Annotated in this window: 18 protein-coding genes and 1 tRNA gene; 7 read left to right on the top strand and 12 right to left on the bottom strand. The window is 68.4% G+C overall.

Features of this window, described 5'->3' with window-relative positions; all coding sequences use genetic code 11:
- Positions 1–3: 3 nt before the first annotated feature.
- A complete protein-coding gene (locus J4E04_RS15660) occupies positions 4–753 on the top strand; it encodes an 8-oxoguanine DNA glycosylase OGG fold protein (protein ID WP_156380407.1) in 750 nt (249 codons plus the stop codon).
- A 13-nt stretch (positions 754–766) separates the two neighbouring features.
- On the opposite strand, the gene J4E04_RS15665 is transcribed toward J4E04_RS15660, so the two are convergent.
- The 5 genes from J4E04_RS15665 to J4E04_RS15685 form a co-directional block, all read right to left on the bottom strand.
- Positions 767–842, bottom strand: a tRNA-Ala gene (locus tag J4E04_RS15665).
- 62 nt (positions 843–904) lie between these two features.
- Entirely contained in the window at positions 905–1,669 is a 765-nt protein-coding gene (gene sepX / locus J4E04_RS15670) for a divisome protein SepX/GlpR (protein WP_204866441.1), read from the bottom strand.
- A gap of 208 nt (positions 1,670–1,877) precedes the next feature.
- A complete protein-coding gene (locus tag J4E04_RS15675; protein WP_027504111.1) occupies positions 1,878–2,528 on the bottom strand; it encodes a GNAT family N-acetyltransferase in 651 nt (216 codons plus the stop codon).
- 31 nt (positions 2,529–2,559) lie between these two features.
- Positions 2,560–3,816 carry a molybdotransferase-like divisome protein Glp gene (gene glp, locus J4E04_RS15680; protein ID WP_490148976.1) on the bottom strand — a complete coding sequence of 419 codons (1,257 nt, stop codon included), beginning with the start codon at positions 3,814–3,816 and terminating at the stop codon, positions 2,560–2,562.
- A 32-nt stretch (positions 3,817–3,848) separates the two neighbouring features.
- On the bottom strand, positions 3,849–4,805 hold the full coding sequence (locus J4E04_RS15685; protein ID WP_051612960.1) for a UTP--glucose-1-phosphate uridylyltransferase: 957 nt from the start codon (positions 4,803–4,805) through the stop codon (positions 3,849–3,851).
- 63 nt (positions 4,806–4,868) lie between these two features.
- Between J4E04_RS15685 and J4E04_RS15690 the strand changes: the two genes are divergently transcribed.
- The 4 genes from J4E04_RS15690 to mscL all read left to right on the top strand — a co-directional run bounded on the left by J4E04_RS15690 (position 4,869) and on the right by mscL (position 7,191).
- Entirely contained in the window at positions 4,869–5,468 is a 600-nt protein-coding gene (locus J4E04_RS15690) for a 5-formyltetrahydrofolate cyclo-ligase (protein ID WP_373428394.1), read from the top strand.
- A 93-nt stretch (positions 5,469–5,561) separates the two neighbouring features.
- Positions 5,562–5,897, top strand: coding sequence for an FmdB family zinc ribbon protein (locus J4E04_RS15695; RefSeq protein ID WP_490148977.1), 336 nt, complete (start codon positions 5,562–5,564; stop codon positions 5,895–5,897).
- A gap of 89 nt (positions 5,898–5,986) precedes the next feature.
- Positions 5,987–6,643 (top strand): SAF domain-containing protein, encoded by a 657-nt coding sequence (locus J4E04_RS15700; RefSeq protein WP_490148978.1) that lies wholly within the window; start codon positions 5,987–5,989, stop codon positions 6,641–6,643.
- A gap of 101 nt (positions 6,644–6,744) precedes the next feature.
- The gene (mscL, locus tag J4E04_RS15705) at positions 6,745–7,191 is read left to right on the top strand and encodes a large-conductance mechanosensitive channel protein MscL (protein WP_037183963.1); all 447 of its coding nucleotides are present in this window, start codon (positions 6,745–6,747) and stop codon (positions 7,189–7,191) included.
- Between the two features lie 80 nt (positions 7,192–7,271).
- On the opposite strand, the gene J4E04_RS15710 is transcribed toward mscL, so the two are convergent.
- The 7 genes from J4E04_RS15710 to J4E04_RS15740 form a co-directional block, all read right to left on the bottom strand.
- Positions 7,272–7,694, bottom strand: coding sequence for a hypothetical protein (locus J4E04_RS15710; protein ID WP_056447534.1), 423 nt, complete (start codon positions 7,692–7,694; stop codon positions 7,272–7,274).
- 247 nt (positions 7,695–7,941) lie between these two features.
- A complete protein-coding gene (locus J4E04_RS15715) occupies positions 7,942–8,583 on the bottom strand; it encodes an MspA family porin (RefSeq protein WP_490148979.1) in 642 nt (213 codons plus the stop codon).
- A gap of 803 nt (positions 8,584–9,386) precedes the next feature.
- Entirely contained in the window at positions 9,387–9,881 is a 495-nt protein-coding gene (locus J4E04_RS15720; RefSeq protein ID WP_197027709.1) for a MogA/MoaB family molybdenum cofactor biosynthesis protein, read from the bottom strand.
- Between the two features lie 95 nt (positions 9,882–9,976).
- The gene (locus J4E04_RS15725) at positions 9,977–11,353 is read right to left on the bottom strand and encodes a S1C family serine protease (RefSeq protein WP_490148980.1); all 1,377 of its coding nucleotides are present in this window, start codon (positions 11,351–11,353) and stop codon (positions 9,977–9,979) included.
- A 41-nt stretch (positions 11,354–11,394) separates the two neighbouring features.
- Complete coding sequence (locus tag J4E04_RS15730; protein WP_231476140.1) at positions 11,395–12,867, bottom strand: HAMP domain-containing sensor histidine kinase; 1,473 nt, start codon at positions 12,865–12,867, stop codon at positions 11,395–11,397.
- A gap of 71 nt (positions 12,868–12,938) precedes the next feature.
- On the bottom strand, positions 12,939–13,625 hold the full coding sequence (locus tag J4E04_RS15735) for a response regulator transcription factor (RefSeq protein WP_027504120.1): 687 nt from the start codon (positions 13,623–13,625) through the stop codon (positions 12,939–12,941).
- A 59-nt stretch (positions 13,626–13,684) separates the two neighbouring features.
- The gene (locus tag J4E04_RS15740) at positions 13,685–14,830 is read right to left on the bottom strand and encodes a lipase family protein (RefSeq protein WP_490148981.1); all 1,146 of its coding nucleotides are present in this window, start codon (positions 14,828–14,830) and stop codon (positions 13,685–13,687) included.
- A 73-nt stretch (positions 14,831–14,903) separates the two neighbouring features.
- On the opposite strand from J4E04_RS15740, the gene J4E04_RS15745 reads away from it, so the two are divergent.
- Positions 14,904–15,143 carry a hypothetical protein gene (locus tag J4E04_RS15745; protein WP_027504121.1) on the top strand — a complete coding sequence of 80 codons (240 nt, stop codon included), beginning with the start codon at positions 14,904–14,906 and terminating at the stop codon, positions 15,141–15,143.
- 407 nt (positions 15,144–15,550) lie between these two features.
- Complete coding sequence (locus tag J4E04_RS15750) at positions 15,551–17,104, top strand: HNH endonuclease signature motif containing protein (protein ID WP_490148982.1); 1,554 nt, start codon at positions 15,551–15,553, stop codon at positions 17,102–17,104.
- The last annotated feature ends 1 nt before the right edge of the window (position 17,105 follow it).

Here is a 17,105-nt window from a genome sequence, read left to right on the forward strand (position 1 = left end):
GACATGACGACGACGCCGGCGCTCCCCGAAGCGTGCCTCGCGTGGTGCAGCACCCGTTCGTACGAATACGACGTGCTGGGTGATCTCGCGGAGATCGACCTCGACTGGTGGAACAGTCGGCTCACGAGCGCGCGCATCCCGGTGCGGGTCCGCGCCCGAGGTCTGGACGGAGATGTCGTCGAGACCGGCACCGGGTTCCTGCGGCGCGGCGATCTGCAGACCATCGGGAGCGGGTGCGATCTGACCACCGTCTACCACTGCGCCGCATGGCTCGTCGGTCATCGAGACCGAGACCGCGCTCGCCGCTTCCCCGATGCGCGGGACCTCGAGGAGCCGGCCGGCGACCGTCGGCTGCACGGTGTTCGGCAGGCACTGGACGAGTGCCGCCGCGCGCCGGCGCTCATCGACGTCGGTCCGCACCGGGACTGGTCGGGCTGGCCGAGGGCCACGGGATTCGGGCGCGTTCCGATGTCCCTGTACGTGTGGGCGATCGGGTCGGAGAACATGCTGCACCGCCCGCAACTCCTCGACCAGCAGGCGCTGTCGGAACTCGTGCACCTGGGGTGGGTGGACAATCCCTCGGTGTCGGCCATGACCGTGCGGCGCTACCTCGACTACTGCGAGGTGCTCGACGAGTGGGCGAGACTGGGCCGCGTACGGCCCGAGCTCGTCGAGATGTGGCTGGTGCGGTCGTGGCGGATCCGACGGGAGACGCCGTCGCCGTTCCTGGACGAGTTCCGCGATGCGCTGTGACCAGAGTCGAACGTGGTGGAGCTGAGGGGAATCGAACCCCTGACCTTCTCGATGCGAACGAGACGCGCTACCAACTGCGCCACAGCCCCTGACCCGGCGAACCAGGATCGTCTCGAACTCTAGCAGCCCCGCGGGACTGCCAGAAATCCGGTCACTCCCCCGCTGCGCGGCGCATGCGGACGTCGAGGTGGGAGTCGCCGACGTGCTCGTCGTAGTGCTCGAGATGGTCGAACGCCGGGTCCTCGTCGTCCACCTCGAGCACCACGGCGCCAGGACGACGCAGGCGCTCGGGAGTGAGCTTGAGCTCCGGGTCGGTGCTGGACTCGACACCGAGGCGCGAGCGCTGCAGACGCTGCATACGACGACGACGGATGTCCTCCTCGATGCGCACCTGGCGGCGGAGGTAGAACAGGTAGGACGACAGCCCGACGATGGTGACGGCGAAGACCCACCAGAAGATCGGGCTCGCAAGGAATCCCAGCGCTGCAGACATCGCGATGACGAACACGGAGCCGAGCACCGTGCGCTGACGGAACGCGTAGCGGGCGGCGCGGGCGATGGCGTCGGCCTCGGGATCGAAGCCGCCGCGGCCGCGTCGCTGCGGCACGAAGTCCTCCGAGAAGTACTCGTCGACGTGCTCGTCGCTCTCGTGGCCGTGCTGGGTCTCCATCGGATCCTCCGAAAGCGAGTCGGTCGAGTGCAGGTCGTCGTCGGACGGGCGCCAGTCGGGGTCGCTGCGGTGCCCTGCCGCGGGACCGGGATCGACGCGGAGCCGCGCTCCGCCCCGGTGCAGGACCCGTGTCGCGAGCGCGACGTCGGTGGTGCGGCGGATGCGCGGGCGCGATTTCACCACCATCGGCACGAGCACGAACAGCCAGATGGCGACGAGGCCGATCCAGATCACCGAATTGGGCACACCCACCACCTCCTGACGTGAATCACATTCATGTGAGCTTGCACGTCAGCGTAGTGGGGAGCGGTGAACCGCCGACGACGACGCGCCGAACACGAGTGCACTCATGTCACTCCAGTCACAGGCCCGCGCTTCCCGTAGTGCTTGCGTGTTCCCGCGGACACTGCAGCACGCGCGGGAACACGGAAGCCCTACGGGAATCGCAAGGCGACTACCGAGCCCACGCCGCCCGACCACTGCGCACCAGCACGTCCGCCACCGTTCCGGGCGTCTCCCCCACCGTCATGGCGACGAGGATGTGGTCGCGCCACGCACCGTCCACGTCGAGGTACCTCTGCAGCAGGCCCTCCTGGCGGAACCCGACGTTGCGCAGAACCGCTTGGCTGGCAGCGTTTTCCGGCCGCACGGTGGCTTCGAGCCGGTGCAGCCCGGCCGACGAGAAGCAGTGGTCGACGCCGAGTGCGAGTGCTGCCGTGGCAACCCCCTGCCCGCCGACGTCCTTGGCCACCCAGTAGCCGATCCACGCCGATCGAAGGGCTCCGCGGACGATGTTGCCGACAGTCAGCTGCCCGACGAAGGTGCCGTTCAGTTCGATGGCGAAGGGCAGCATCATCCCGCGCCGGGCCTCGGCCTTGAGGCTCGAGAACAGGGGCGGCCACGACGACATCGCGTGCCGCATGTCCCACGGCGCCTCACCGGTGGGCTCCCAGGGTTCGAGGTGCGCGCGGTTGTCGATGCGGGTCCGCGACCACACCGCGGCGTCACGCAGACGTACCGGTCGGACCGTCACCTCGCCCGCGGGAACCACGAGAGGTCCCAGCTTCGCCGGCCATCCGGGATGGCTCGACCACGATCGCGGCATACTTCGAAACCTTAGCGAAGAGGACGGAGCGTCAGCCGCGCTGCGCGAGGAATGCGACGTCGACCTCTTCGCCGGTCCGCACCTCGGTCACCTCGGGGTCGACCATGACCAGGCAGTTGGCCTCCGCCAGCGTCGCCAGCAGGTGCGACGAGCTGCCGGGAGCACCGCCGAGTGCCTGCACGAGGTACTCCCCCGTGCCCTCGTCCCGCATGAGCTGGCCGCGCAGGTAGGCGCGGCGCCCGGCGATGGACGTGATGGGTCCGACGGTGCGGGCCGTGACGATGCGGCGCATGGGCTGGCGTCGACCGAGCGCGATGCGCACGAGCGGCCGCACCATCACCTCGAAGACGACGAGCGCACTCACCGGGTTGGACGGCAACAGGAAGGTGGGTACCTCGTCGCGACCGAGCTGGCCGAAGCCCTGCACCGATCCGGGGTGCATGGCCACGCGGCCGACCTCGATGTCGCCGAAGTCCTCCAGCGCCTCGCGGATCTCCTCGGACGCGCTGCCGCCGACGGCTCCGGCGATGACGACGATCTCGGAGCGGATGAGCTGCCCTTCCACCACCTCGCGCAGCCGCTTCGCGTCACCGCTGACGATGCCGATGCGGTTGACGTCCGCGCCCGCGTCCCGCGCCGCGGCAGCGAGGGCGTAGCTGTTCACGTCGTACACCTGGCCCTGGCCCGGTGTGCGTTCGATGTCGACGAGTTCGCCGCCGATCGAGATGACCGAGAGGCGGGGACGGGGATGCACCAGGACCTTGTCGCGGCCCACGGCTGCGAGGAGCCCGACCTGCGCTGCGCCGATGATGGTCCCGGACCGCACGGCGACGTCGCCGGGCTGCACGTCGTCACCGATGCGGCGCACGTACTCTCCGGAACGCACGGGTGCGAGCACCTCGATGCGGCCGCGCGCGAACTTCGCTCGATCCACGGGCAGAACGGCATCCGCGAGGGTGGGCAGCGGTGCACCCGTGTCGACGCGCACCGCCTGCCGCGGCTGCAGACGGATGGGCTGACGCGACCCCGCCGAGACCTCGCCCACCACGGGCAGCGAGATGTCGACGGGCGCGCCGTCGTCGTCGGTGGCCGACCCCGCGGCAGCGATGTCCACACTGCGGACCGCGTAGCCGTCGATGGCTGCCTGATCGAACCCGGGCAGCGGGCGCTCGGTCACCACTTCCTCCGCGCACAGCAGACCCTGCGCCTCGGAGATGGCGACTCGCACCGGCCGGGGGGCAACCGCTGCAGCCGTCACTCTCGACTGCTGCTCCTCAACCGAGCGCATCCGCACCTTCCGTCATCCGTGTCGACCGGGCGTCACTCGTAGGTCGTGAGCTCCGGTGCCCAGCTGTCGCTCAAGCGCTCCTGGAGCCACTCGCGCAATGCCGGACCGTAATCTTCGCGTTCCAGTGCGAAGTCAACCGCAGCGCGGAGGTAACCCCCGGGATTTCCGAGGTCGTGTCTCACTCCGCGGTGCACCACCACATGTACCGGATGACCCTCCTCGATGAGGAGAGCGATGGCGTCGGTGAGCTGCAACTCGCCACCGGCGCCGGGCTGGATGCGTCGCAACGCATCGAAGATGGCCCGGTCCAGAAGGTATCGGCCGGCCGCCGCGTAGTTCGACGGCGCGTCCTCCTTCTTGGGCTTCTCCACCATGCCGTTGACCTTGAGCACGTTGGGGTTCACTGCGTCGGGCACGATCTCGGTGTCGAACACTCCGTACGCGGACACCGCGTCCTCGGGAACCTCGATGGCGCACAACACCGTTCCGCCGCGCTTGGCACGCACCCGCGACATCACGTCGAGCACACCCCGCGGCATCACCAGGTCGTCCGGGAGCAGCACTGCGATCGCGTCCTCGTCGTCGTCGAGCACCTCCTCGGCGCACGCGACGGCGTGTCCGAGACCCAATGGCTCCGCCTGGATCACTGACTGGACGTCGAGAAGACCGGGCGCGACACGGACCTTCTCGAGCATCTCGAGCTTGCCGCTCGCCTCGAGCTTGTTCTCCAGCACCAGATCCTCGACGAAGTGGGCGACCACACCGTCCTTGCCGGGCGAGGTGACGATGACGAGGCGCTGCGCGCCGGAATCGGCAGCTTCTCCGGCGACGAGCTCGATTCCGGGCGTATCGACCACCGGCAGTAGCTCTTTCGGTACCGTTTTCGTGGCGGGGAGGAAACGTGTTCCCATGCCTGCAGCGGGTACGACGGCCGTACGGAACGACGGCTTCTTGCCACCGGCCACGGACTCACTGTTTGCTGAGCTCATGCGCACACCCTATCCATGTAGACCGCGAATCGTCCTTCGCGAGACACTGGGGTTTCCCCCGTGATCAGTGACGACAAACTCGAGTGGAGGACACGCATACTCACTGCCCGCAAGCAGCGAGACGTCCACGCACGAGAGCGGGCATCAGAGGCACTCTCTCACGCCGTGTCGGTTTTGGCCTCCGATGCGCGGGAGCGCGGCGGCGACACTCTCGCCGCCTACGTACCGGTGGGTAGCGAGCCCGGTGATGCGAGCATGCTCGACTCCGCACTGGCCGCCGGACTGCGAGTGCTGCTGCCCGTCGCGCGTGAACCGGGGCCGCTGTCCTGGGCCGAGTACCGCGGACCCGACTCGCTCGTCGCGGCCGCGTACGGCTTGCGCGAACCGTCCGGCCCGACGCTTCCTCCCGAGACCGTCGCGGACGCGTCGATCGTGTTGGTACCCGCACTCGCCGTCGATCGCAGCGGCGGTCGCCTCGGCCGAGGCGCCGGCTTCTACGACCGCACACTCGATGCCGTCCGGCCCGACGCGTGGCTGGTGGGCGTGGTGTACGACGACGACCTGGTCGACGCGCTGCCCACCGAGACGCACGACGTGCGCATGACCCACGTGTTGACGCCGCTGTCGGGGCTGCAGCGGCTCGGCCACGACAGCCGCGGCTGAGGAATAGCGCCACCTGCACGGACGTTGCCTCGATTGCCGACGCTGGCACTGTCGACTGTAGAGTGCCAGTCAGGGACCGACAGCGGAGGAAACGTGCCTACCTACTCTTATGCGTGCACCGAGTGTGACAACCGGTTCGACATCGTCCAGAAGTTCACGGACGACTCGTTGACGGTCTGCCCCGCGTGCTCCGGCAAGCTTCGCAAGCTGTTCAACACCGTGGGCATCGTCTTCAAGGGCAGCGGCTTCTACCGCAACGACAGCCGCGGCAGTTCGAGCAGCAGCGAGTCGGGCTCGTCCGACTCCGGCAGCTCCTCGGACAGCAAGAGCTCGAGCGAGAAGAAGAGCGACACGAAGTCCGACTCGACCTCGACCACCTCGAGTGAAAAGAAGTCGAGCAGCACCTCCACCCCCGCCGCCGCAAGCTGATCGTCCGACCCGGGGAGCGTCGAACCGCTGTCCCCGGGCACCGTGAAACCTGGCGGCGTCCTGCGTCGCCCGCGTTCTACGGTCGCGTCATGTCTCCCACGGTCGATCACCCGCTGAGCGCGCGCCTGTTCGACCGTATCCCGCCTCTCCCGCCGCGTCTGCGGTCATCTGCCGCTCGACGCATCCTCGCCGCTGCTCTCGTGGGGCTCGCTGTCGTCTCGGCCTATCGAACCGATCCGTCGCGGACCGAGGTCCCGGTCGTCGTGACCGCCACGGACGTCGCTCCCGGCACCTCACTCACGGCCGCCGACGTCACGGTGACCCGCGTCGATTCGTCCCTGCTCGCGGACGGAACGCTGCGGTCGGTGGACGACGCGGTGGGACGGACTGTCGCCGGACCCGTCCGATCCGGCGAGGCGCTCACCGATGTCCGACTGCTGGGGCCTCGGCTGGCGTCCGCCACCCTGCCGTCCGGTGACGCCCGCATCGTGCCGATCCGCCTCGCGGATCCCGAGCTGGCGCAACTGCTTCGAGCCGGCGACGTGGTCGACGTCGTGCGGGCGGCGCCGGACGACACGTCCCCGTCCGGGGTGATCGCCGAGAGCGCCACCGTGGTGATGGTCTCCGCCCCGGGCTCGGGCGTGTCTCGACGCGACCAGCTCGTTCTGGTCGCCCTGCGCGCGGACGACGCGTCGGCCGTCGCCGCTGCGTCGCTTTCCGATGCACTGACGGTCCTGCTGCGGTGACCGTTGCCGGGTCCCGGGCTTCGCCGCGCCCATCGAGACGCGCTGGTCGGTTACTCTCGTCGTGGCTCAATCCATGATCGACGAGAGTAGGGGCGGATCGCATGTTGAAGGGCTTCAAGGACTTCCTGCTGCGCGGGAACGTGGTCGACCTCGCGGTCGCAGTGGTCATCGGTGCGGCCTTCACGGCCATCGTCACCGCATTCACCACCAACATCGTGAACCCGTTGATCTCGTCCATCGGGGCGAGCAACGAGCTGGGCTGGGGCTTCCTGATCCGCTCCGGCAACGACGCGACATTCGTGAACATCGGGGCCGTCATCACCGCGGTGATCAACTTCGTCATCATCGCGGCGGTCGTCTACTTCGTGCTCATCCTCCCGGTGAACACCGCGAAGAACCGCTTCGCGACGAAGAAGGAGAAGGCTCTGAGCGATCAGGACATCCTGATCCAGATCCGGGACCTTCTGGCGGAGGGCCGGTCCGACGGCGTCAAGACCACCTCGGACGGCATCACCGGCAACACGACGCCGGGCACCACCACCACGTAGTCACCCGCAGACACGACGAAGGGCTCGTCCTCACCGTGCGGTGAGGACGAGCCCTTCGTCGTCTGTTCGAACGAGCGGGATCAGTTGAACTTGACCAGCGGGAACTCGTCGAGGGTGATCGCGGTGCCGGCCGCGGAGCAGGCGTCGACCACTGCCGTCGAGTTGTCGACGAACGCCTGACCGGACGAGCTGTCCGGCTCGGTGAGTTCGAGGGAATCGGCGGGTAGCGCACCGATGAGCGTGCTGAGCGAGGACTCGACATCACCGGTGGCGGTGTCCGCGAGAGGCTGGAACTTCTGCATCTCGGCGGTCTTCGCGTCGGTCCAGGTCTGGACGTCCGTGTCGGCCGGGCCGGCCTTGACGAGGGCGGTGAACTGGTCGTACGTGGTCTCGAAATCAGTGCAGGCGGTGGCGTTCTCGGACGAGTCGTCGGACGTCCCGGAATCCCCGCTGCTGCAGGCGGACAGGCCCACCAGGGCCGTGAGGGCGAAAGCTGCAGTCATCACACGAGTCGCGGTACCGGAGTTCATGCCGACCATTCAACAGGATGCGTGGACGTCGGAACGCAGTGGGGCGGTGCACCTTCGGATGCTCGTGACATGCCACCGACCCCTGTCGCACGCAATTGTCACGCCTCACGAACATGACGAAGCCCCACCCGGATGGCCCGGATGGGGCTTCGTCTGTGATCAGATCTGCTGTGGCAGCGGACTACCGATCAGCAGGCAACTGATACTGGCTGGGCCAGGATCAGTTGAAGCGCCACGGCTTGCCGTAGGTGACTGCGGTGTCGCCATTGCTGGAGACGACCTTCACGTACGGGCGAACCGAGACGTTGCCGGCGATGTTGGTCGCGGTGCCGTGCACGTTCGAGATCTGGATCTCGGTGCGCTCGCCCGAAGCCGAGCCGGTGCCGACCTCGACGTCCTCGATGCCGGGGCCCGGCTCGAGGGTGACCGTGGTGCCGACCTGCGGGAGGATGTCCGAGACGGTGCCGGTTCCGTCGAGGCCCAGCTCGAGCTGCGGGGTGCTGTAGCTGAAGGTCAGTTCTCCACCCAGCGAAGCCGGGTAGCCGAACTGGTAGCCGAGGGTGATGTCACCCTCGAAGTCGGCAGCGTCGGGGCCGGTGACCTCGACGATGGCGCGACCGTTGTGGAACCACTCACGGGTGAGGGGGCTTCCGTCGAGCGGGAAGACGCTGTTGATGAAGGTGTCGGCCTGCGAGACCGTGATGGTGTTGCCACCACCGTCGACGACGGAGTTCGAATCGTCGACTGCTGCAGATGCCGAGCCGCCACCGACGACCAGGCCGACGACTGCGGCACTGGCGACCACTGCGGTACGCATGGACTTGAGCCCCCGGCTGCGCCGCGGCTTCTGAATTACGGTCATGTACTTCCTCATCATGTTCGTCCCGCGGCGTGTTCGCCTCGGGTGCGCTGTCGGGCTCTGACGTCCTCCCGAGCGGTTCGCGTGCGAGCGAACCGTATCAGGCGGCGACTGCAAGCTCATGGCTTACGCGTCGGGCAGTGCAGGAACACAAGTTGGACGCGTCCTCGTATCGATTCAGCATCCACCGTTGAACCTGAGCGAAACCTTAGAGGGTGATTCGGACCGTGACAATCCCTACGTTCGCGGCGTTGCGTCCGAAAACCGCCGTCCACGTTTCGTGCGTGTGAACGTGCGTCACAAGCGTTTTGGCCGCACGACGCGCCGCAGCTCCAATGGCGCGAAACGTCGTCGGACTGTGCTAATCGGGTACCCGGGTGCCCGTGACGTGGGCGTTATTCGACTCGACCCCGAGCGGAACCACTGCTCGACGGGGGTTGCCAGTCACACCAGTCACATCTACCCTTCGGTAACTCTCGGGGAGGTCGTCCGAATTCAGACGAATTCGCGGTTAACAGACAGGCAACACCGGGTTCGCACTGTGGTAACTCCCAGTGATGTGGATCACACAAAACTATTCGTAATGCGGAGGCCTCTGGCTCCTCAACCACTCCTCCGAGCCCGAGGACGAATCACCTCGATGTGGTTCGCCCGACGTTCCGTCGTCTCGAGTCGACTCGGGAAGAACATCGCCGAACACACGAGCGAGCCGGGCCCGTCGTGCACGGGCCCGGCTCGCAGTGTCCTCGGAGTCCGGATCGACAGGTGTTGCGTCGCCGGCTCGAGGGTTGTTCTTCTGGGGGTCGTCAGCCGTCAAGGCTGGACAACTCACCGATGACATGGGCGGCGAGGGGCGTCAGCGTCGCCATTCCGTCGCGGACGGCCGCGCGGCTCCCGGCCAAGTTGACCACCAGCGTGCTGCCGGACACTCCGGCGAGCCCGCGGGACAGGCCGGCGTCGAGCGACCCCGCCGCAAGTCCGGAGGAGCGGAGCGCCTCACTGATGCCGAGGAGTTCACGGTCGAGCACCTCGGCCGTCGCGTCCGGGGTGACGTCGCGTGGCGACGTGCCGGTGCCGCCGACGGAGACCACCAGGTCGACGCCGCCGATGACCGCGGTGTTCAGTGCGTTGCGCACGTCCACCTCGTCGTTGCTGACCACGACGACACCGTCCACGAGGAAGCCCGCCTCGGTCAGCAGTTCGTTGACCAGAGGTCCGGTCGAGTCGGCATCTCCGTGAGCCGTGCGGTCGTCGACGATCACGACGAGCGCACGTCCGGCCACGGCTGCATCCATAGTCATGTCGCTCACCGTAATGCCCGGGCCCGACGGAGACTCGATGTGCCCGACGATGGGCGTGAGGTGCCCACGGTCACGGACGATCCGGGGTCGCTTCATCAGTTGCCTCCGCTCGGGGCCGTCCCGAGCGTGACCTGCACGGTCTGCTCGTTGCCACCCTGTGTGTAGGTCACCGAGACCTGGTCGCCGGGGGCGTGCGAGCGGACCGCCGCGATGAGTGCGTCGCCGCTGGCGATGACGCGGTCGTCGACCTTGGTGACCACTGCACCGGTCGGGATGCCCGCCTGCGCGGCCGGCCCGCCGTCGGTGACGGCCATGACCGTGGCTCCGTTGGCGTCGTCGCGGCTCGGGACGCTGATGCCGATGATCGCCTGCGTCGCCTTGCCGGTCTGTACCAGCTCGTCGGCGATGCGGCGCGCCTGGTCGACGGGGATGGCGAAGCCGAGGCCGATGGACCCGCTCTGCGACTCGGACGAGCTGGCGCCCGCTCCCAACGTCGCGATGGCGCTGTTGACGCCGACCAGCTTGCCGTTCATGTCCACGAGCGCGCCGCCCGAGTTGCCGGGGTTGATGGCCGCGTCGGTCTGGATCGCGTCGATCACCGTGGTCTGGTCCGTCGACTCGCCACTGGTCGCGACCGGGCGGTTGAGCGACGAGATGATGCCGGAGGTCACCGTGCCGGCGAGGCCGAGCGGCGATCCGACGGCCACGACACCCTGACCCACCTGCAGACCGTCCGAGGTGCCGAGCTCGATGGGCGTCAGGTTGCTGCGACCCTGCGCCTTGATCACCGCGATGTCCGAGGACGCGTCCGCACCGACCACCGTCGCCGACGACGTGGATCCGTCGTTGAAGGAGACGGTCAGCTGGGCGTTCGCACCCGCGCCGGACACGACGTGGTTGTTCGTCAGGATGAGGCCGTCGGAGGAGAGGATCACGCCGGACCCCTCACCCTCGGCGGTGCGGCCCGCCACCTGGATCTGGACCACGCTGGGGAGCACCTTGCCGGCCACGGCCTGCACCGAACCGTCGGGGGCGTTGGCGGCCGGGTTCGCCTGCGTGACGGGCTGATTGAGGGCGTTGGTCACGCCACCGTTGCCGCCGTCCGCGGCGATGGCGCCGACCGCGCCGCCGACTCCACCGCTCACCAGGGCCAGGGCGATGGCGCCTGCGACGAGGGCTGCACGCCCCGGCTTCCGCGACGTGGTCGCCGGCGCCGTCCCGCCGTAGTACTGCGGCTGCTGGTACGGGTTCTGCTGGTAGGGGTTCTGTCCCTGCTGATGAGGCTGCTGATACGGGTTGTGGGGCTGCTGGTGTTGACCCGCCTGGTGTTGACCGGCCTGGTGTTGACCCGACTGTCGACCGTCCCACCCTGTGTACTGGGGCTGTGTCTGTCCCCCGTACGCGGGCTGCTGCGCGGTGGGCTCCGATGCGCCGTCGCTGCCGGTGTCACCAGTGGTGCGGTCCTCGTTCATGCGTTTCGCTCCATCTCCATGACCGGCTCGCACCGGTCACCTCACGTCGTCCTGATCGACGATGCTCCGCCGGACTGAGAGGGCGCTGAGATCATCGTGTCAGTGGCCTGTGGGTCCTGCGATCCTGTTCCCAGCAGATCCTGCGGACCGGCGGATTCCCCCGGGAGAACGATTCGAATCAGGGTGCCGCCGGTGACCGAGTCCTCGACCGCGATGGTTCCGCCGTGCTTGAGCACCACCTGGCGCACGATCGCCAGACCCAGTCCCGATCCGGGCATCGACCGCGACGCGGTGGACCGGTAGAAGCGTTCGAACACCAGCTCTCGTTCCTCGGGCGCGATACCCGGACCCGCGTCGGACACGGTGAGTTCGAGCAGGCCGTCGGGCCGGGCGATCATCGCCACGTGCACGGTGGCGCCCGACGGACTCCACTTGGCCGCGTTGTCGAGCACGTTGAGGACGGCGCGGGACAGACCTGCCTGGTCGCCGTACAGGATCCACGGTGTGGTCATCGAGTCGAAGTCGATCTCGTTGCGACGCCTCCGAACTCGCTCCAGGCTGCGCTCGACGACATCGGCCATGTCGACACGTTCGAAGACGTTCTCCGGGGCGTCCTCACGTGCCAGGTCGACCAGATCGCCGACGAGCGTGGACAGTTCCTCGATCTGCGCCACCACGTCGAGACGCAGCTCCGCCATGTCCTGCTCCGGGATGCGCGGCGCACCCGGCCGACTCGACGCGATCAGCAGTTCCATGTTGGTGCGCAACGACGTCAGCGGGGTCCGTAGTTCGTGACCCGCGTCCGCCACGAGTCGACTCTGCCGCGCCCGCGACTCGGCGAGCGCCCGCAGCATCGTGTTGAAACTGTCGGTGAGGCGGGCGAGTTCGTCGTTGCCCGTCACCGGAATGGGCGTCAGGTCGTCGGTTCGGGCGACACGCTCGGCCGCCGCCGTCAGCCGTCCGATGGGTCGCAGACCGGTGCGTCCCACCGCCGTGCCGGCCACCGCCGCGAGGACGACGCCACAGCCGCCCACGACGAACAGCACCCAGGCCAGTCGATCCAGGACCTGGCCGGTGGGAGCGAGCCGCTGTGCGATCACCAGCGTGCTCCCGGTCTGCGTGCGCTCCGCGAGAACGCGAGCTCCCGAGGTGGTGCGCAGCGACGAGGTCGACTGTCCCAGCGCGACGTCCATCTCCGGGTCACCGATGGGCACGATCGAACCCGGCGGGATGTACTTCGTCAGGTCCGGAAAGATCAGCGCGACACTGACATCGGTGCTGTAGAGCGTGGCGCCCGCGACGTACCGGGGATCGAAGGCGACGAGGTTGGTCTCGATCAGCGCACTAGCCCGGGTACGCAGCTGGTTGTCGACGTCGCCGTACAGCGCGCGGGACACCACCGCGTACGCGGCGATCGCCATGACGGCGACCGCGATGGCCACCACGGACGCCGCGAGCAGCGTGACACGCCACCGCAGGGACACCGAGCGAGTGAGGGGCATCGGAGGACGCATGAGTCCGTCCTGTGCCGCGCGCCCCTTGTCGGTCCCGACCTCGCCCCGCCGACGGCCGAAGGGAGCAACCATCACGGAGGCGTTTCCCGCAGCACGTAACCCACACCGCGGACGGTGTGGATGAGACGAGTCTCGCCGTCGGCCTCGGTCTTGCGCCGCAGATACCCGACGTACACCTCGAGGGCGTTGCCCGACGTCGGGAAGTCGTAGCCCCACACCTCCTCGAGGATGCGGCTCCGGCTGAGCACCCGTCGGGGGTTGGCGAGCAGCATCTCGAGCAACGAGAACTCGGTGCGGGTCAGGCTGATGGGCCGTTCGCCCCGTCGCACCTCGCGCGTGACGGGGTCGAGTGACAGATCGGCGAACGTCATGGCCTCGCTGTCCGGACCCAGTTCCCCACCGGTGCGTCGCAAGAGTGCGCGCAGCCGTGCCAGCAGCTCCTCGAGCGCGAACGGTTTGGGCAGGTAGTCGTCCGCCCCGGCATCGAGACCCGCCACCCGCTCGGACACGGAGTCACGAGCCGTCAGGACCAGGATCGGCAGGTCGTCTCCCGTGCTGCGCAGGCGACGGCACACCTCGAGCCCGTCGAGCCGGGGCATCATCACGTCGAGGACCAGCGCGTCCGGTCGCTCGGCCGCGACCTTCTCGAGCGCGTCGAGACCGTCGGTGGCCAGGTCCACGGTGTACCCGTTGAACGTCAGCGACCGTCGCAGCGATTCTCGGACGGCACGATCGTCGTCGGTCACCAGTACACGCATGGGAACAGTGTCGCCCCGACGACTGAGACGCTGCTGAGAGGACACAGGGGCGGCCGGTGTCAGCGCCCGAACAGCCGGTCGACGAACGCGATCGCATCGGGCTGCGAGTCACGGAACGTCTGACTGTGGTCGCCCGGGTAGGTCCGGAAGGTCAGCGGTTCGCCGTTGGCCGTCATGGCCGCCGCGAGCGACAGGGCGGACGGTGCCGGCACATCGACGTCCCGCAGACCCTGGCCGATGAAGACGGGACGGTCGTACCCGGAGGTGGGCACACCCATGTAGTCGTTCAGCAGTCCGTACACGTTCGGGATCTGCGCCAACGGCCGCGAGAACATGTCGCCCAGTCGCAACCCGGACACCGCATCGTGGAACGGGTTCGCGCACTGCGTCTCGGCGGTGTCCACCCACTGCCGGCCGAGCGGAGTCAGGTAGGAGTTCAGATCGATCTCCGGATGGGCGGCACGCAACCCCGCCAGGATGTAGAAGACGTACGACGTCAGACCGTCCGGAATCGCGACGGGCGGGACTCCGGGCCCGAGCGGAAGCAGAACGAGTTCGATGTTGGCGGGCACGCCGGTCCCGACGGCGCCGAGGTAGTCCAGGCCGTCGCCGCCGTACTCGGTGGCGTACCGCGCGGTGGTCACCGCGGCGCCGCCGCCCTGGGACTGGCCGATCGCGACCCAGCGATTCGACAGCGTCGGCTCCAGTTCCCTTGCAGCAGCGACACTGTCGACGACGCTGTGCGCCTGCACCTTGCCGTCCAGGTACGGCATCACTCCGGGGGTACCGAGTCCCACGTAGTCCGTGGCGACGATCGCGTAGCCGCGGTTCAGCCACGTCTGGAGGTACGGGAAGTCGCGGTCCGGCAACGTGGGGCCGACGACCGACGGAGCGCAGTCGTCGCCGAGCCCGGACGTGCCGTGGGCCCACGCGATGACAGGCCAGCCACCTTGGGGCGCCTCGCCGGGCGGCAGATAGACGCCACCGGTACTCAGGGCCGGCTCGTTCTGCGAGCCCACCGACCAGTAGGTGATGCGCCGGGCGTCGACACTTCCCGGAATCGGGGCCGGTGACGCTGTCGATCCGACGAAAGTGCCCGGATCACGGTCCTGCGCCTGCGCCACACCCGTGAGGGTCAGCGCGACGGACGTCGTGGCGGTCAGGGTCACCAAGGCGCGCAGCAGGCGGCGGGAGCGGTTCGGCACGGCGTCACCGTACCGCTCCGGCACCGGATTCCGGACTAGAACATACGTTCGATCACGGCTACGCTCTTCAGTCATGGACGAGGTGGGTGCGACGCAGAGTTCGGTGAATGACAAGGTGCTCGAGCTGCGCGCGGTCGCGGACGAGCTCCGGGCGCTCGACGACCACCGGGTGGCCCTCGGCGACAAGCTGGTGGACCTCGAACACTGGTTCCGACGGGTGGGGTGCCTGGAGTTGTCCGACCACGCGCTCGACGTCTTCGTCTCCCGCTACGTGGGCCGGGTCTTCGAGCTGGCGGACGGCCTACGCGAGTAGCCGTGACCTCGCGTCACACTCAGTTGTGACCGCCGTCGCCCCGATCGGCACCACGTGGGGTGCCCCTCATTCCGGTGGAAACCACCTCGCAGCGGGCAATCATGGAGCACGGCGGGACACGCTCCCGCCGGGGCCGGTCAGGGGAACCGACCTCAGCACGATCGGAGGAAACACATGATGATCACACTGACACTCGTCGGCGCGGCAGCACTCGCGGTCGCACTGTTGTCCGGCGGACGCGACCTGGACTTCCGGGGACGCCAGATGTCGCACAGCTACCGTTCGCGCTGACACCGACGCACATCGACGACTGCCCACCGTTCACCTGTGAACGGTGGGCAGTTCTCTGTCCGTATTCGGTGACATCTACTATCGAACATATGTTCTAATCCATGTAGTCTGAAGTCATGGAATCGGGGGATCCAGGGTCGGCCTGGCAGGTGCAGATGGGCCGACGTGTCGGCGCGCTGCCTGCTGTGGCCGCACCTGTCGACGATCCCCGCGTGTGCGCGCTACTCGCCCAGCTCGGCTCCGCGGTCGAGGGCATCGCCATGCTCGACGCGTCGACGCTCACCAGCGAGGACCGACTGGCGCTGGTCTGCGGGGCCGAGAACACCCGGCGCCTGCTCACCGGCGCGTCACACACCTGGCTCAACGGCCTGGTGGCCGGCTCGGGATTCGACTCAGTGCTCGGTGCGATCGGCGCGAGCGGTGTTCCGCACGCACTGGCGCACATGCTGCGCATCACCACGGCTGCCGCGGCATCCCGCCTTGCCGTGGCACGCGATCTCGGCACCGGAACGACCATGACGGGTGAGACGCTCGATCCGCCGTTGACCCACACGGCCGCGGCAGCGCGGGACGGCGCGCTGGCCGACGCACACGTCTCGATCATCCGCTCGTTCCTGAAGAAGCTCCCTCACGCCGTCGATGCCGAGACGCGCGACGCCGCCGAGCAGACTCTCGCCGACCTTGCGCGCACGGTCGGACCGGAGGAGCTCACGGCCATCGCGACGCGCCTCACCGAATACCTCGATCCCGACGGAGCGGAGCCCGACGATCGCGACCGCGCCAGGAAGCGCTTCTTCGAGATCGACCCCCAGGGTCCCGATTCGATGTCGACCGGCCGCTTCTGCGTCGACCCGGTGCTGCGCGCCCTGCTCGACGCGTTCCTCGCCAAGTTCGCGGCACCCGGAACGAACGCTCCCGACGGTTCAGTCGATCTCGACGCCCCGCCCCCGAACGATGACACGACCCCCACCGACGCTGTCCCGTCCGGCGACGCAGGACAACCGGCCGACAGCGCGGAAGGGTCGGACGACCGCGAGGCCCAGTGGGACCACCGCACCCCCGGCCAGCGCAATCACGATGCACTGACCTACCTCCTGAAGGACGTGCTGGCCTCGGGTCGACACGGACAGCATCGTGGGCTGCCCCTGTCCGTGGTCGTGTCGGTGTCACTCGACCAGCTCACCGCCGCAGCAGGTCTTGGACTCACCGCCACCGGATCCACGGTCCCGGTGGCCGATGTCGTCAGGCTCGCGGCCGAGGCGCACCACTACCTCCGCGTCTTCGACGGGGCCACCGGCAGCACGCTGCACTTCGCCCGAGCCCGCCGGTGCGCGAGCACCGACCAGCGGCTCGCCCTGTTCGCCCGCGACCGCGGCTGCACCGGGCCGGGATGCTCGGCCCCCGCGTCACGGTGCGAGGCCCACCATGTCGACGACTGGGCGGCGGGCGGCCTGACCGACATCGACGACCTCGCGCTGGCGTGCGACGTCCACCATCCGCTCGTCGGCGAACGTGCCGGCCAGTGGGCCACCAGCACCGCTCCCCCGAGTCATCCGTACCCGGGCACAGTGCTGTGGCATCCGCCTGCCGTCATCGACGAGGGTCGGCACGGCATCCCGAACCACCTGAACTTCCCGGAACGGCACCTCGCGCCGCCCCCGGACGACTGAT

This window comes from Rhodococcus sp. NFXS4, assembly GCF_058139645.1.

Coding starts and splice junctions, on each gene's coding strand:
- J4E04_RS15660 (WP_156380407.1), top strand. CDS start 4: ATGACGACGACGCCGGCGCTCCCCGAAGCGTGCCTCGCGTGGTGCAGC.
- J4E04_RS15675 (WP_027504111.1), bottom strand. CDS start 2,528: ATGCCGCGATCGTGGTCGAGCCATCCCGGATGGCCGGCGAAGCTGGGA.
- glp (WP_490148976.1), bottom strand. CDS start 3,816: ATGCGCTCGGTTGAGGAGCAGCAGTCGAGAGTGACGGCTGCAGCGGTT.
- J4E04_RS15685 (WP_051612960.1), bottom strand. CDS start 4,805: ATGAGCTCAGCAAACAGTGAGTCCGTGGCCGGTGGCAAGAAGCCGTCG.
- J4E04_RS15700 (WP_490148978.1), top strand. CDS start 5,987: ATGTCTCCCACGGTCGATCACCCGCTGAGCGCGCGCCTGTTCGACCGT.
- mscL (WP_037183963.1), top strand. CDS start 6,745: ATGTTGAAGGGCTTCAAGGACTTCCTGCTGCGCGGGAACGTGGTCGAC.
- J4E04_RS15710 (WP_056447534.1), bottom strand. CDS start 7,694: ATGACTGCAGCTTTCGCCCTCACGGCCCTGGTGGGCCTGTCCGCCTGC.
- J4E04_RS15715 (WP_490148979.1), bottom strand. CDS start 8,583: ATGACCGTAATTCAGAAGCCGCGGCGCAGCCGGGGGCTCAAGTCCATG.
- J4E04_RS15720 (WP_197027709.1), bottom strand. CDS start 9,881: ATGACTATGGATGCAGCCGTGGCCGGACGTGCGCTCGTCGTGATCGTC.
- J4E04_RS15725 (WP_490148980.1), bottom strand. CDS start 11,353: ATGAACGAGGACCGCACCACTGGTGACACCGGCAGCGACGGCGCATCG.
- J4E04_RS15730 (WP_231476140.1), bottom strand. CDS start 12,867: ATGCGTCCTCCGATGCCCCTCACTCGCTCGGTGTCCCTGCGGTGGCGT.
- J4E04_RS15735 (WP_027504120.1), bottom strand. CDS start 13,625: ATGCGTGTACTGGTGACCGACGACGATCGTGCCGTCCGAGAATCGCTG.
- J4E04_RS15745 (WP_027504121.1), top strand. CDS start 14,904: ATGGACGAGGTGGGTGCGACGCAGAGTTCGGTGAATGACAAGGTGCTC.
- J4E04_RS15750 (WP_490148982.1), top strand. CDS start 15,551: ATGGAATCGGGGGATCCAGGGTCGGCCTGGCAGGTGCAGATGGGCCGA.